The 16043-nt window shown below is 60.1% G+C and carries 11 protein-coding genes and 1 tRNA gene; all 12 read left to right on the top strand.

Translation table 11 applies throughout. From position 1 onward, the window contains the following. Positions 1-366: 366 nt before the first annotated feature. Positions 367-1392 carry a DUF1559 domain-containing protein gene (locus tag VGY55_20375; GenBank protein HEV2972342.1) on the top strand — a complete coding sequence of 342 codons (1026 nt, stop codon included), beginning with the start codon at positions 367-369 and terminating at the stop codon, positions 1390-1392. An 85-nt stretch (positions 1393-1477) separates the two neighbouring features. Next, the gene (locus tag VGY55_20370) at positions 1478-2050 is read left to right on the top strand and encodes a hypothetical protein (protein HEV2972341.1); all 573 of its coding nucleotides are present in this window, start codon (positions 1478-1480) and stop codon (positions 2048-2050) included. Between the two features lie 331 nt (positions 2051-2381). Next, entirely contained in the window at positions 2382-5963 is a 3582-nt protein-coding gene (locus tag VGY55_20365) for a hypothetical protein (GenBank protein HEV2972340.1), read from the top strand. Positions 5964-6669: 706 nt separating this feature from the next. Then, positions 6670-7953: an aldose 1-epimerase family protein gene (locus VGY55_20360; protein HEV2972339.1), complete on the top strand. Its 1284-nt coding sequence runs from the start codon at positions 6670-6672 to the stop codon at positions 7951-7953. Then, positions 7950-9629 (top strand): glycoside hydrolase family 32 protein, encoded by a 1680-nt coding sequence (locus VGY55_20355; protein ID HEV2972338.1) that lies wholly within the window; start codon positions 7950-7952, stop codon positions 9627-9629. The genes VGY55_20360 and VGY55_20355 overlap by 4 nt, the downstream gene beginning before the upstream one ends. 285 nt (positions 9630-9914) lie before the next feature. Next, positions 9915-9987: transfer RNA gene (locus VGY55_20350), tRNA-Phe, on the top strand. Positions 9988-10117: 130 nt separating this feature from the next. Continuing rightward, a complete protein-coding gene (locus tag VGY55_20345) occupies positions 10118-10297 on the top strand; it encodes a Flp family type IVb pilin (GenBank protein HEV2972337.1) in 180 nt (59 codons plus the stop codon). Between the two features lie 286 nt (positions 10298-10583). Beyond that, positions 10584-11882 carry a diphosphate--fructose-6-phosphate 1-phosphotransferase gene (locus tag VGY55_20340; protein HEV2972336.1) on the top strand — a complete coding sequence of 433 codons (1299 nt, stop codon included), beginning with the start codon at positions 10584-10586 and terminating at the stop codon, positions 11880-11882. A gap of 105 nt (positions 11883-11987) precedes the next feature. After that, the gene (locus tag VGY55_20335) at positions 11988-12857 is read left to right on the top strand and encodes an HAD family hydrolase (GenBank protein ID HEV2972335.1); all 870 of its coding nucleotides are present in this window, start codon (positions 11988-11990) and stop codon (positions 12855-12857) included. 198 nt (positions 12858-13055) lie between these two features. After that, a complete protein-coding gene (gene gndA / locus VGY55_20330; GenBank protein ID HEV2972334.1) occupies positions 13056-14507 on the top strand; it encodes an NADP-dependent phosphogluconate dehydrogenase in 1452 nt (483 codons plus the stop codon). 17 nt (positions 14508-14524) lie between these two features. After that, positions 14525-15310 carry an SDR family oxidoreductase gene (locus VGY55_20325; GenBank protein HEV2972333.1) on the top strand — a complete coding sequence of 262 codons (786 nt, stop codon included), beginning with the start codon at positions 14525-14527 and terminating at the stop codon, positions 15308-15310. A 4-nt stretch (positions 15311-15314) separates the two neighbouring features. Beyond that, positions 15315-16043 (top strand): glucose-6-phosphate dehydrogenase (locus tag VGY55_20320; GenBank protein HEV2972332.1); only part of this gene is annotated, 729 nt, incomplete at its 3' end.

Below are 16043 nucleotides of genomic sequence, written 5' to 3'. Positions count from 1 at the left end.
ACTTGGTGCGATGTGGGCGAGAATCGCACAGCGCAGCATGATCGAAAGCAAATCGCCATTTTGGGGAAGCGTACCGATGGGGTCCTGCAGAAACCCGCTCTCTCGGAGCAATTCCAATTTGTAGAGTAGATTTGCTAGCACGAACGCTCGAGCGGGCGTTCGCCTTGCATCGGGAAACACCCCGAGGACTAAAGCAACGCTTTCAACGAGCCGGCCCTTATCCCCCCCGACCCGGTCGGGGGCGAATCGCCGTTGATAGGCCCAGGATCGCCGTGACGCATTCGAGTCTCGGCCGGCTGTGATCGCGGCTCCCGCGGCCCCGCGTCTTCCTTGCTCCCGCTGCCCGCGGTCGATGATAATGGGGCGATGCAACATCAATTCAGCGTGCGCTCGCCTTCCGGCAGACTCAGTCAAAATCGGTTCCGACAGGGGCGAGGCTTCACTCTGGTGGAGTTGCTGGTGGTCATCACGATCATCGGCATCTTAATCGCGATCCTGTTGCCGGCGATCCAGGCGGCGCGCGAATCCGCGCGCAAGGTGCAGTGCAGCAGCAATCTCCGTCAGATTGGCTTCGCGATGCACAACCACGAATCGGCGCTACATGTATTCCCGTCAGCCTATCTTGCAACGCCCGGCGGCGCAATGGGACCGACTAATGTCAATGGGGATTCCGGCCCCGGCTTCACCGGCCTATTTCAGTTGCTTCCCTACATTGAAGAAACGGCGAAGCTGAAGAGTTTCAGTCGAAATCTGCCGTCGTGGGACGCGAGGAACGCCACTTTGGCTGAGACGATCATTTCGATTTACCGTTGCCCCTCAGTGGGCGATCAGTCGGTCACTTACGTGATTAAGGATGACAATGGCATTCCGCTGAAGCGGAACGGCCTCCCATTGGAGTTTTCTCGGTCTCATTATGTGCTCTGCGCCGGCCGGAACGACATCTGGACCGATCCGCGTCCGGATTTGAGCGGCGTGGCGGACGGTGTGTTCTTTCGCAACAGCCGCATTCGCGTCAAAGACATCCGCGACGGCGTAAGCCATACGATGTTCGCCGCCGAACAGACACCGACGCACAGCGACTCGACTTGGGTGGGAATTGTCCCCGGTGCCGCGACGTGTCCGACCCCCCGATATTCCGCCGCGATTTGTGATGTAGCGGCACCGCAGATCAATTTTCATACGGGACCAGAACCGCATGGAAACCCTCCCTTGATTAAGCCACCTAATGATCCGTCAGGGGACGTGGATAATACCCATTCCGATCATCCGGCCGGATGTAACATATTGATGGGCGACGGGAGCGTGACCTGGGTGTCGGATTTGGTCAATCAGTCGCTATGGGAAGCATTGGCCACGCGCGCCGGCGGGGAATCACTGTCAGAGAATCAATAACGATACGCGTGTCATTCCCCGCGTGCCAACGCCGCCCGCTATCCAACCGCCCGCGTCCGGCCGCGTCAACTGTGGGACTTGAACGATGCGTCGGCCAGAGGGCGGCCACGATCGCGGCTTTCTTAGCCCCGCGTATCCCCTGCACCGGCTGTCCGAGGTCCGGGATAATGCGGGCATGCAAACCGAGCCGCCGAAAGCTGACCCGCACAAGCGCAAGCGCCGCTGGTTCCAATTCAGCTTGCGGACGCTGCTTATCGCCGTCGTCGCCTTTTCCTTCGCATTAGCAGCGATGCGCTTCGCAACGGATGGCTGGGCGTTTGCGACTGTTAGCATTGCGGTGTTCCTATTGCTCTTCTCCGTTGTGCAGGCTGTATACGGACGACCGTTTTGGGTCGGATTCTCCATTTGTGTGTGGGGCTACCTAGCCCTCATGGTGACGCCATTGGCGTCGGAATTGTTCAGTTGTCTAGTCACGACGCAATCCGTTTGGTTCTTGCAAAACAGATTTCACCCATTGACAGGTTACGCGCCAGGCGGCACGGACTACGCTCGGATGACGGGAGACTTCCGCCTTATCGGCCAGTGTCTTTGGGCACTGATTCTCGCTACAATCGGCGGCATGATCGCCCGCTTTGCCGCCGGTCGTGAGCGAGAATAGTGTCGCGGCTTCTGACGCCGAGTGGCACCTGGCGGGCATATGGATGAGCAAGGCACTTGCAAGCGTTGTGGCAGGGTTTTGATCGAGTCGATCTGCGGCGCCCATCACTTGTTCTGCGGGTGCCCGCAGTGCCTGGTTGCCGCCCTTCCTGCTCAAATCAAGTGCTCTGCGGCGCGAGATTAGCGACCTTTATTGCCGCCCATGCCGGCGCCAACTCAACGCGTGCTTCCTTTTCCTTGCCTTCGTCCTAATTCTATAACTCCCACGTCAACAGTTGGTCCAGCGGCCGGCGAAAAAAGATTTCCGCGACCGACAAACCAGAGTGATATCGATGCCCGTCACCATTCTGAATAGTCAGTCGCTCGATCTTTCTTCGCCGGCGCTGGCTTCGATCGCCGGTATCAACCAGCTTCTTTGCGATCGCATTCAGTACGCCTCCGACGAGCGGTACGTACACATCTACGCGAATCTCGCCGGTCCGGTGGCCGGTGGGAACCTCGTCGTCACTGTTGCGGACTCCGCGCTGACCTTGGCGGTCGCCAGCAATAAGCTTGGCTTCATCCTCGACATCTCTTCGCTTGCGCCGGGCGGCTATACGATCCGTTGCCAACTGGATGGCAACGCTGCGCAGACGGCCTCGTTTACTAAGCTCGCGGCTAGCGGAAACCCCAACAACAAATCTGATCCATTTCCGAATGCTGGAATCCCACTGCGTATTGCGGAAATCCGCCCGCCGAACAACGGCGTCACGGCGTACGGCACACACGCTCTCGTGCCGGTTCCGCGCGAGATGCTTCGAGCCCATGTCGCGGATTTGCGCATCTACGAAAACGACGAGTTGGTCCCGAGTCAGATCGCCGTGGTCGGGACGTGGGACGGGATCGGAATGCCGAAATGGCTGCACGCATTCTTCACGGCCAAGTGGGACAACGGAATTCCGCGACTCTACCGTCTGCGAGATACGGGGGCGCCGCAACTCGCAAATGACATCGTGATAGACGAAACACCAGCAGGAATCACAATTACTTGTTCGCAGGCTCGAGTCGCGATCGCGCATCCCTTCAGAGGAATTAGCATCAACGGCGCAGAACCGGCATCCCAGCGCATTGTCGATGAGCACGGCAAGCGCTGGATGATGGGCCATGATGCATCGGTAGTTATCGAGTCGCGAGGCGCCGCACTGGCGGTCGTCAAGATCACGGGGACATTTCGTGACGCCGCCGGAGCTGCCGGCCCTTGGCAGTTTACGACGCGAATCCGCATCGCCGCGGACTCGCCGGCGATCAGGTTTCAACATTCGTTCCAGTGGAATGGGAATGCCGTGGAGGCGCCGCGGATCGCCGACCTTGCGTTCGACATTCCATTTGCCGGAGCATCGCAATACTCGCTTGGGCTAGACGGCAAATCGGCTGGCGGCCCGCTTTCTGCCACCGCCTCCGTCTTTGCTCATCAAGAGCGCGACGACGTTGTCACGGGCAGCGTATCCGGGCGGAAGTGCGACGGCTGGTTCAGCCTTGTGCTGCCGGAAACTCGCGCGATGACCTTGTTCGTCAAAGAGTTTTGGCAACGCTTTCCGCAAGAAGTCGAATGGGGCCGCGACCGCATTGTGCTCCATTCGTGGCCATTGCATGGCCGAGACAATACCTACTCGCAAGCCGAGCAGCTCTCGCCACAGAATTTCCATCGCGGCCTGTGTTTCCATTCTGGACATCTGCTGGCCCTAAAGTGGCCACAGGCCTACGCGGACCAGTTCAACGCCAAGTACAGAAACGAAACCGATCCTGGTTGGAACGCGACCGCGCAGATGCTGGCCGCGAAAGTTCCTTATCTTTCGTTCACAACCGAGTTCGCCATCATGCCGGCAGCCGACAATCAGGCAAACTGGAATGCGCTCTTCCTACAAAACCCATTGGCCACGCCGCCCGCGACTTGGCTCGAGGCTGTTCAGCCGATGCCGAGCGGGCCGATTGCCGCAAAAGGCACCGACTTTCCGGAGATTGAGGCGGCGGTTAAGAGAGCGGTGGTCGGCTTCTACAATCTCGGTCGGCTGTCCAACTTTACCGGCAAGTTCAACTACGGCGACACGCATCACAATTGGGTGCTGCCGGAGGACAGGCCGAGCGAATACCGCACGTGCTACTCGAATCACTACTATTCGCTGATGACGATCTTCACGCTGTATTTGCGAAGCGGCGATTCCGACCTGCTGGCGTTGGGCCGACGCGTGCTCGATCATGCCGTCAGCGTGGATGCAATCCGCTACGCGGGATACGCCGGCTTCTACCACAAGGGCATTTATCACTGGGCGGGACCAACGGAGCCGAACGGGCATCATGTCGATCTGGAAGGGATTCTGCTCGGCTACATGGTCGCCGACGATCGCTACGCACTGGACAACTATCAACTGTGGCTGAAGTATTTCTGGAACGTACTCTATTGCGAGTTGGCCGGCCGCGAGCGCGATGCGCACTGCGATCTGGTTCGCCTCGTGCATCTCTTTCAACAAGAATGGGACTTGCGAATGCTTCCGGCGATGCGGGCGCTGGCTGCAAATCTGATGGAGATACCGATCGCCAAGCAGTCGACGGCGACTTGGCATCCGACTTGGATGAGCGACTATTGGCGGTTCACTCGCGATCCAGCGATGTCCGTCTACCTTGTGGCCAACACGTCGGTTTTCAATTCGGGCCGTGAAGACGGGTTGGGCGCCGAGCACCGCCAGGGATTGTGCCCTGGGGCTACCACGGCGGCGCACTGGCATCTGGCCTGCCAGGAGATCACGGGAGATCCCTCATATGCCACAAGGCATTTGCCCTTTTACGATCAACTGCGCTACGCCACCGTCGCAGCGCCCGATTCAGCCTACGACGGTTTTGGAGCGCTAGCCGGCCAATCGGGCGAGGGACTGCGAACGTTGATCTGGCCTTATCTTCTCCACAGCCTGCGGACGCTCGGCGTGAAATCGCCGCCAAACTTGATATACGGTTGCTACCCGGTGGTGGATAGCAGCTACGGATTCAATGATCCGCGCCGGGTCGTCGTCTACATTCTCAAGACGACCGACGAAGCTTGGACCATCAATTTCGACAACGACGGTCGAGAGCAGGATTCCGGCGGCGTGCTGCAAATCTTTAGCCCGCGCGGTCGGCCAATCAGTCCCTACACGACGATCGCCGCCGCAATGGGTGACGGGACCATCCTGTCTTGGATTTCTGGGCCGAAATTCGATTCGCCCTGGGTCTATCGAGCGACCGCGTTGTGCGTGGATGACGCATATGCGAGAGCCGCTAACTACACCGTGGCGTCAGTCGATTCGCCGAAGCAAATCACGCTGACGACTCCTGCCCAGCCCGGCCGGCATCGGATCGACTTTTACGATCATGGCGTCGCTGGAGAGGGCAATGTCCCCTACTGCCGTCCGAGGTTCGCAGGGTATCGTCGCGCACATACGATCCCCGCGGACCGCGAGACCGGTGTGTATAAAGTTATCTGGGGTGGCGGACCATGCGCGATGCTCGCTCCGCTCAGCATTCGGGCCGACGGGAAGTCACACTGGCAGGAAGCGGCGCTGATCCCCGCTCGCTCGATCGCGTCCTGGGGCTGCACGCAGGGATGGCTCGTGCCGCCGGTTGGCGCCGGGGGACACATGGTGTTTACGGCGACTCACCAGGCGGCCACTGTCATCGTCATCGACACGTTGGGCAATGTGCTTCTGAACGCGGCGATGTTGACAACGCCGCGGCCAGTCCGCGGTTTGTCGACCTCGGCGAGCGTTTTGCTGTCTCGTAACGGTCCGTGGCGCCTTCAGGTGTTCTCAGGTGCGGTGAATTCTGTGGAGTCACGTTGCGATAGGCCATTGCTTTTTGCACCAGTCCGTGCCGATGCGCTGGCCGTCCTGGCCGCGATGCCGTGAGAAAAAATGAATTGGCTCGGCGATCGTGGGTTCACGCCTAGAAGTTTCGTCGCGACAGGAGACAGAACGGTAACCGGCGCCCAATTGACCGTTAAGTGTCTTGCAGCGCGCGGACTAATGAGCGGCCCAAACCACGCCGGTGCAGTGACCGACAGCCATTGTCAATGGAACTGCTATGCCCGACTTCCTGAGTCGCTTGCTCCGGCTGCCCGCGGTCGGGGATAATGCGGCCATGCATGTCGAGCCGCCAAATGCTGATCCGCCTAAGCGCAAACGCCGCTGCTTCCAATTCAGCCTGCGGACGTTGCTGATCGCAGTCGCCCTTGTGGCGCTGGCCTGTTCGCTCAGCGCAGGGGTCGCGCGATTCTGGCGTGAGCGACAGTCAGAGCTTGACAAGGCGAACAAATTGGATCGGCACCGTTATCGAACGATTGAGCAGGCAAGATCGCTTAGCCGCCGACCACCACGATCTCGAGACACTTCCAAATCCAATATGCGGTACATGCGAGAGTCGGACGCGATGTTAAAATGGCGACCGTTCGAAGCGGGGTTTCTTCCAGGCTCAACCGAATTGGCAAATACCAGTTTGCAATTGCGACAGGGAAGTCACTTGGCTCGAACAACGACGGCTCGAATTGGACAACGAGAAGATCGTAGCTGAAATACGGCCTGCCGACATAAAGATCACACTTCTGGAGAACCTTCCGTGCGTAAAACGATCATCTGCTTGCTGGGGGCGATGAGCGCTGGCGGCTTCGGGCCGAGCGATACAGATTCGCTGAATCGTGGCGAGCATGTCTTAACGACCATCAAGGCGGGCGATTCGCAGCCGAATTGGCAGATGACGAGCCGCGATGCGAGGTATGAATCCGCCATGCCGTGGTCCGTCAAGCGCTTCCAGCTTCATGGCGGCAAACAAGAAGGGTGCGAGTTAATCGTACTGGACAACGGCAAGCTGCAAATCACGATTATTCCCACCCGTGGGATGAGCGTGCTTGAAGTCAAGAGCGGCGATGTGCGGCTGGGTTGGAATTCGCCCGTCAAGCAAGTCGTGCATCCACAGTTCATGCGGCTAGAAAGTCGCGATGGACTCGGCTGGCTTGAAGGATTCAACGAATGGATGGTCCGCTGCGGATTGGAATTTGCCGGACACCCCGGCAAGGATGAATTCGTCAACAACGTCGGTGAGAAGGCGACGATGGACCTTACGTTGCACGGCAAAATCGGCAACATCCCGGCGTCGGAGGTCTCGGTGGTTGTCGATCGCGATGCGCCGCATCGAATTCGTGTCAAAGGGACCGTGTACGAACAGGCCTTCTACGGGCCGAAGCTGGAATTGGCAACCGAGATCTCGACCGAACCGGGCGCCGATACCTTCCGCATCGAAGACCATGTGACGAATCACGGGGCGTTCGAGCAGGAGTATCAGGTCATTTACCACTGCAACTTCGGTCCGCCGTTATTGGGAAAAGGTTCGCGAGTATTGACGGCCGCCCGACGAATTGCCCCGTTCAACGACCATGCGGCCGAGGGACTGTCGAACTGGGACGCCTACGACGGGCCGACAAAGGGGTTCATTGAGCAAGTCTATTGCTTTGTTCCGATCGCGATGGCAGACGGTCGAGGACTAGTGATGCTGGAGAATAACGCGGCCGATCGGGCGGTAACGATTCGCTGGAAGACCGACCAGCTCCCGTATCTGACCGTCTGGAAGAACACGGCTGCCACCGAAGATGGCTACGTCACGGGGCTTGAACCAGGGACCGGCTTCCCCTACAACCGCCGAATCGAGCGAATCGCGGGGCGCGTTCCAAAGCTGGCGGCAGGCGACACCCGCGACTTCCGCCTCGATGTCGGCATCCACGTCGGCAAGCCGGCCGTCTCCGCCGAGGCCGCCGAAATCGCCAAGCTGCAAAACGGCTCTCGAATGGAAGTCGATTCCAAACCGCCACGCCCGCCCGAGTCGGCGGAAAGTCCGAAAACTCCATGAAACGGACTCTCGGCTTCCGAACTGCGTTGTCCGCAATCGCCGGCTTCGTCCTCGTGCTGGCGGCGTTGGAATCCACGATGATTTCGGCCGCCGAGCCTGACGGCGCCACCCGCGAGCTGACGATCGAGAAGCGCTATCTGCTCTTGCCGGTGAAGCGCGGCGCGCCGCGGCGACGGATGACCGTTCTGCTGGAGGGTAAGGTCTATCGCGAGTTCGAGATTGAATTGTCCGCGGCGAATCCGGATTTCTGGGCGTTTCTCGATCTGGCCGATATTCGCGGAAAGAAAGCGACGCTCCAACTCCAACCCGCCGCCGATTCAGAGCTAAACGCCGTCCGCCAGGACGATCAACCGGCTGATCCCGCCACGGCCTACAACGAAAAACTCCGCCCGCAGTTCCATTTTTCCCCGCTCCGTGGCTGGAACAACGATCCGATCGGCCTGGTGTATTATCGCGGCGAGTATCATCTCTTCTTTCAGCACAATCCCTATGGCTGGGATTGGGGCAACATACACTGGGGCCACGCGGTCAGCTCCGATCTCGTCCATTGGAAGCAACTCCCGATCGCGCTCTATCCCCATGCATTCGGCGATTGGTGCTTCTCGGGGAGCGCGGTGGTGGACAAGGAGAACACCGCCGGCTTCAAATCGGGTGCCGACGACGTGATCGTTGCCGCTTATACCAGCACCGGCCGCGGCGAGTGCATCGCCTTCAGCAACGATCGCGGGAGGACGTTTACCGACTACGCCGAGAACCCGGTCGTGCGCCATAACGGCCGGGACCCGAAGTTGATCTGGTACGCGCCAGGACAGACCTGGGTGATGGCGGTTTACGACGAGTCGGACGGCAAGCGTTTCATTGCCTTCCACACCTCGGTGGATCTGAAGCACTGGACCTACCAGAGCCGGATTGAGGGCTTCTTCGAGTGCCCCGAGCTGTTCGAACTTCCGGTGACCGGTAAGCCGAATCAACTGAAATGGGTCATTTATGCTGGAGACGGCGATTATTCAATCGGCCGGTTCGACGGGAAGCGGTTTGAAGTCGAATCGGGCAAACACCGTTTCAACCGTGGCAACAGCTTCTATGCTTCGCAGACATTCAACGACATTCCCACCAACGATGGCCGTAGGATCCAAATTGCTTGGGGTCGAGTCGCGATGCCCGGCATGCCCTTCAACCAGATGATGCTCTTTCCGAACGAATTGAAGCTCCGCGACACGGACGAGGGTGTTCGCATGTTCGCCGAGCCGGTCAAGGAGATCGAACGCCTCTATACAAGCAGCTTGACTCGCCGCGACGAGCCGTTGGCCCCCGCCCAACCAACAATCGTGGATATTCGCGGGGAGTTGCTCGACATCCGCGCCGACTTGGAGATCGGCAGCGCCCAGGAACTGGGACTCGTGGTCCGCGGCATCGCAGTGCGTTACGACGTTGGAAAGAAAGAGCTGACGGCAGTCAAAAGCGCCGCCGCGCTTTCGCCGCAGGAGGGCCGCATCCGGCTGCGGATTCTCGTCGATCACTCGTCGCTCGAGGTTTATGCGAATGACGGACTGGTTTACATGCCGATTGGCGTAGTACCCGCCGCGGATTCCAAGTCGGTCGAGGTCTATGCGCGGGGAGGCGCGGCGCGGATCAAGTTGCTTCAGGTCCATGAATTGAATTCAGCTTGGAACTAAGTTTCGCCGAGCATCCCGCATGCCGATCCATTGGCCAGAGGGTGGCCAGGATCGCGGCCCCGATTGTTTGTCGGAAAGTTCGCGCTTCCGCGTCTCCAAGCAAAGCGCAGTCCGGCATCCGAAATCGGCAACCGCCGTTTTCTGGCCGCCGCTCGGCCCTTGAAACGTTCAACCGTTTGCAGCACAATTGGTTGCTTCGCACCGCTTGAGATCGCCCGATAAACCCGGCGGGGACTGTCTCCTTTTTCCAGTCGGATTGGTCAGGCGATCTAAGGGCCGCGTGGCGGACAGGTAGCTCAGTTGGTAGAGCAACGGACTGAAAATCCGTGTGTCGCCGGTTCAATCCCGGCCCTGTCCACTTGGATTGGCTGGAAATTACAAGGCGTTTTCGCAACCGCTCGGGGCGAGTTTTCTTGCCAACCGGCTGTCGTGAGCTAGGCTTACGTGGACGGATTGCAGCCCAATTCAGCACGTCAAGGGATGCGAACATGCGGTGCGGATGGCAATTCATTCGAGACTTGCTTCGCAGGGAGGATGGCCCGACCGCCGTCGAATACGCCATTCTGCTCACGATGATCGTGATGGTCTGCCTTGTCGCCATCAAGCGCGTCGGCTCGAACGCGAGCACGACGTTTAGCAATGCGGCAAATTCCCTTTCGGGAAGCTAGTTGCCAATTCTTTCTCGGGACACGACTTGTCGAAGCCCGGCGCGGCATCGACTACTCCTTCCGACGCCTGCGCACCGAACGTGTGTGCATCTTCGGCGACGACGCGGTGATCGTAATTCATACCGTGCGCCCGCCACGTTAGATCGTCCTTGTGGGCGGCGGAAATTGTCGTTACTTTGTACTTTGAGCGTCTTACGAATCCGGCTGGGAGAAGGGGACAGTCCCCGCCGGATATGTAAGGCACTCTTTGTCGGTCGCCCTTCGTTTACCCCGGAATCCTCGTTCCATGCCTCGCCCTCGCAACATGGTCGTCGCGCAGAGCGGCGGGCCGAGCCCGGTGATCAACAATAGTCTTCGCGGCATCGTCGAAACGGCGCGCGAGCTGAGCGAGATCGGCACGGTTTACGGCGCGCGGCACGGGATCGAAGGGGTGCTGAAAGAAGAGTTGCTCGATCTCACCGCTCAACCGGCCGAGGAAATCGCGCTCTTGCGATTCACGCCAGCGGCCGGATCGATCGGCACTTGCCGCTACAAGCTCAAGCCATCGCAGGCAAAGGATTTCGAGCGGGTCATCGAGGTCTTCAAGACCCACGACGTCGGCTATTTTCTCTATATCGGCGGCAACGATTCGATGGACACGGCCAACAAAGTGGTCGCGCTGGCCCACGATCGAGGACTGGATCTGGTCGGCATCGGCGTACCGAAGACGATCGACAACGACGTGGGAGACAGCGAATTCAAGCTGATCGATCACACGCCCGGCTACGGTTCGGTCGCCAAATACTGGATGCACATGGTCCAGAACGCCAACGAGGAGAACGCCGGCTCCTCGCCCGCCGATCCGGTGCTCGTGATGCAAGCGATGGGGCGGCGGATCGGCTTCATCCCCGCCGCGGCGCGGCTAGCCGATCCTGACCGCGAGATGCCGCTGCAGATTTACCTGGCCGAAAGTCCCTGTTCGCTCGAGCAGTTCGCCGATCGAGTGAACGACGAGCTGCGCCGCTCCGGCCGCTGCCTGGTCGTAGTAAGCGAAGGGTTCGATGTTGGCAGTCTCGGGGAGGCCCGCGATTCTTTCGGGCACGTGGCGTTCAGCTCCAGCCAGACGACCGTCTGCCAGATCGTCGTAAACTATCTGAATCACGTCGGCCTGGCCTGCAAAGGGGCCGCTCGGGGTAATGTGTCCGGCACCGATCAGCGCCACGCGATGGCGCTGGCTTCGACCGTCGATCTGGAGGAGGCCTACCGGAGCGGCCAGATGGCGGCGCTCTTAGCGGCCCGTGGCAAAAGCGGGTTCATGGCGACGATCCTCCGCGATCCGGGACCGATCTATCGCGCGCGGTACGACAAAGTGCCGCTCGCGCAAGTTGCGGCAAGCGAGCGGAGTTTTCCGGCGGCCTGGATTGCAGCAAACGGTTACGATGTGACGGACGAATTCGTGCACTATGCCCAACCGCTCGTGGGTGAAGACATGGTCAGCCTGCCCCTGGTCGGCGGCCGTCAACGTCTTGCTCGTCTGTCACCTATCTACGCGGACCAAAAACTGCAAAAATATATTCCGCAAGCCGACCGCGAGCGGAACGTGTGAGGTTGGAGGACCGCCGCTGACTTCGGTTCGCAAGCGAACCGGCTACCGTTCGATCTCCGGGCTCCGACTTCCGACATCTGACTTCCGACCGCCGACCTCCGATTCATGTTCGACCTCGATCCGCAACACGATTTTCTTGTCGGCATCGATTCCGATGGCTGCGCGTTCGACACGATGGAGGTGAAGCACAAGGAGTGCTTCATCCCGAACATCATCAATAGCTACGAGTTGCAGGGGATCAGCAAATATGCCCGCGAGGCGGCGGAATTCGTCAATCTGTATTCGAAGAGCCGAGGGATCAATCGCTTTCCGGCCCTGATCGAAACGCTTGAGTGGCTCCGCAAACGCCCGGAGGTTCGCGGTCGCGGCGTCGAGATTACGGTCCCCGCTGGTCTGGTGCGCTGGATCGAGACGGAGACGAAACTGGCGAATCCGGCGCTCAAGGCGGCCGTGGCGGCGACGGGCGATCCGCATCTAAAGCAGGCGCTCGAATGGTCGGTCGCGGTCAACGAGGCGGTCGCCCGGATCGTCCGCGGCGTGCCGCCATTTCCGTTCCTTCGCGAGAGCCTGGAAAAGCTCGCGCCGCGCGCCGATCTGATCGTGATCTCGGCCACGCCGAATGAAGCGTTGACCCGCGAATGGGAGGAGCATGACTTGCTGCGCTACGTTCGCGCGATCTGCGGCCAGGAAATCGGCGCCAAGAAGGAATCGCTCGCGGTCGCCCGCAAGTATCCGGCAAATCATGCACTCATGGTGGGTGATGCCCCGGGCGATTATAGCGCTGCGGTGGCGAACAGCGCGCTGTTCTTTCCGATCAATCCGGGTGCGGAAGAAGCAAGCTGGCGACGATTCCGCGACGAAGGGATCGATCGATTCCTGTCGCGGAGTTTCGCCGGCGACTACCAACGACAATTGCTCGACGAATTCGACCGTTGCCTCCCCGAGCGGCCACCCTGGCCGGTCGTGGAAGACTGATTACCACGAAGGACACAAAGAGCACCAAGGAAAATGAGGGTGGATGTTCAGCGCGATCGGCCGATTTCTGCTGATTCTGGTTTTGTCATTCATCGCTTCCGTATCAGCTTGTGATACAATCCTCTCTTCGTGTCCTTTGTGACCTTCGTGGTAAAGGTATTCGAGAGCGCGCCTGCAATCTTTAGGAGCGAAATCTGCATGGCTCAACTTTGCGACATCGGACTGATCGGCCTAGCCGTGATGGGAGAAAACCTGGCGCTCAATATCGAGAGCCGCGGGTTCCGCATCGCCGTTTTCAATCGCACGACGAGCGTCGTCGATCAATTGATCGCGGGCCGCGCGCAGGGAAAGAACTTCGTCGGCTGCCATTCGCTCGAAGGGTTGATCGCCGGCGTGGCGAAACCGCGAAAACTGATGATGATGGTCAAGGCCGGCCCGGCCGTCGACTCGCTCATTGAGCAAATGCTGCCGCTGCTTGCCCAGGGCGATGTGATCATCGACGGCGGCAACACGCTTTATTCCGACACGGAGCGGCGAACCAAATATGTCGAATCGAAGGCGCTGCTCTACGTCGGCTGCGGAGTGTCCGGCGGCGAAGAAGGGGCGCTGTTGGGCCCGAGCTTGATGCCCGGCGGAAGCCCGGCGGCCTGGCCGCTGATCAAGCCCATCTTTCAGGCGATTGCCGCCAAGGTCGGCCCCGGCCAAGACATCCCTTGCTGCGAATGGGTCGGCCCGCGCGGGGCGGGGCACTACGTGAAGATGGTGCACAACGGCATCGAATACGGCGACATGCAGTTGATCTGCGAAGCGTATTTCCTGCTCAAGACGGTGCTCGGCCTCTCGAACGACGAATTGTACGATGTGTTCGCCACCTGGAATCGCGGCGAGCTGGATAGCTACTTGATCGAAATCACTCGCGATATTTTCAGTGTCAAGGACGAGGAGACCAAGAACTATCTGGTCGACATGGTCCTCGATGCGGCCGGCGCGAAGGGGACCGGCAAATGGATGAGCCAGTTGGCGCTCGACCTCGGCGTGCCGAGCACGCTGGTGACCGAAGCGGTGTACGCTCGCTGTCTCTCGGCGCTCAAGGAAGAGCGGATTCGCGCGAGCCGCGTGCTCAAAGGCCCGCCGCCACAGCCCTATCGTGGAAAGCCCCAAGCGTTCATCGACGCCGTGCGGCATGCGCTCTATGCCTCGAAGATTTGCAGCTATGCCCAAGGCTTCGTGCAGCTTGCCGCGGCCGCGAAAGAACATGATTGGCCGCTGGACTACGGCAGCATTGCGATGCTCTGGCGCGGCGGGTGCATCATCCGCGCCCGGTTCCTCGAGCGGATCAAAGACGCATTCGACGCGGACCACAATCTCGAGAACTTGTTGCTCGCTCCCTATTTCTCCGCCGCGATCGACGAGGCCCAGGCATCGTGGCGGCATGTCATCGGCACAGCCGCAGCGACGGGCATACCGATCCCCGCATTCACCACGGCCCTCTCGTATTACGACAGCATCCGCTGCGAACGGCTGCCCGCAAACTTGCTCCAAGCGCAGCGCGACTACTTCGGCGCGCACACCTATCAACGCACCGACAAACCGGGCACGTTCCACAGCGACTGGCTGCGGCTGCGCCGCACGCTCATCATTCCCAAATGAGGCCAACGGATTTAGGCATGGCGGGAGGCTACGTCGAAAAACTGTTCGGTCTTAAGGGCCAGGTCGCCGTGGTGATCGGCGGCACCGGGGTGCTTGGTGGTGCGCTTTGCGATGGGCTGGCGCAGGCTGGGGCGTTTGTCGTTGTCGCGGGGCGCGGAGCGGAGCGGGGTGAGGCGCGGGTTCGGGCGATTGAAGAACTCGGCAGCGAGGCCAGGTTTGTCGCCTGCGATGTCACCAGCCGCCAGTCGATCGAGGCTTTGCTCGCAGCGACCCTCGCCCTACGCGGGCGCGTTGATATCCTGGTCAATTGCGCCGGCGTCAATTCGGCTTCGGTCTATCTTGAGGTTAGCGACGACGACTGGAACCGGGTCCTCCAGACGAACCTCACGAGCACGCATCTGGCCTGCCAGATCTTCGCTCGCCAGATGATCGCGGCCGGCAACGGCGGGGCGATTTTGAATATCGGCAGCGTCACGGCCCATCTGCCGCTGTCGCGGGTGTTCGCCTATTCGGCGTCAAAAGCGGCAGTGGTCAATCTGACGGAGAATATTGCCCGGGAGCTGGCGCCGCACAATATCCGCGTAAACGCGCTGTGCCCCGGTTTTTTTCCGGCCGAACAGAATCGCAAGATTCTTGACGTCGAGCGAACGGCAAAGATCATCGCCCAAACTCCGCTGGCCCGATTCGGGGCGCCGGAAGAGCTGATCGGCGCGGCTTTGTTGCTCGTGTCCCGCGCGGCGGGGAGCTTCATCACCGGCGCGGCATATTATGTTGACGGCGGTTTCACCGCGATGAGGCTATGAAATCATGTCGCACACGCTCGTTATCTTCGGCGCCTCCGGCGACTTGACCAGCCGCAAGCTGATCCCCGCCCTGTACGGCTTGTTCCGCAAGAAGCGGCTGCCGGAGGGGACGCGAATCGTCGGCTTTGCCCGCTCGTCATTTTCGCACGACCAGTGGCGGGCAAAGCTCACCGATTCAACTAAGGAATTCGCCGGCTCGGAATTCGACGCGGGAAGTTGGCAGCAGTTCGCCCAGTCGATCTTCTATCACGCGGGCGACATTGGCCATCGCGATGACTTCGTCGGACTGAAGAAGCTGCTCGACGAATTGGAACAAGGGGCCGAGAGCACGCGAGTCTACTATCTGGCCACGGCGCCGCAATTCTACGAACCGGCCGCCGAGCAGCTCGGCGCGACCGGGCTGGCCGACGAATCGCGCGGCACGCGGCGAATCGTCATCGAAAAGCCGTTCGGCACCGACCTGGCCACCGCCCAACGTCTCAACGCGGCCGTGCACAAGGTCTTCTCCGAGCGGCAGGTCTATCGCATCGACCACTATCTCGGCAAGGGAACCGTGCAGAACGTGCTTGTGCTTCGGTTTGCCAATACGATCTTCGAGCCGATTTGGAACCGCAACTACATCGACCACGTGCAGATCACCGTGGCCGAGGAGGAGGGCGTCGGCTCGCGCGTCGGTTATTACGAGGGCGTCGGCGCGCTCCGCGACATGGTGCAGAATCACCTGCTACAGGTC

Source organism: Pirellulales bacterium (assembly GCA_035939775.1).
GTDB lineage: Bacteria > Planctomycetota > Planctomycetia > Pirellulales > DATAWG01 > DASZFO01.
Note: the sequence above shows the minus strand (reverse complement) of the source record. Positions and strands in the feature narration are given on the sequence as shown.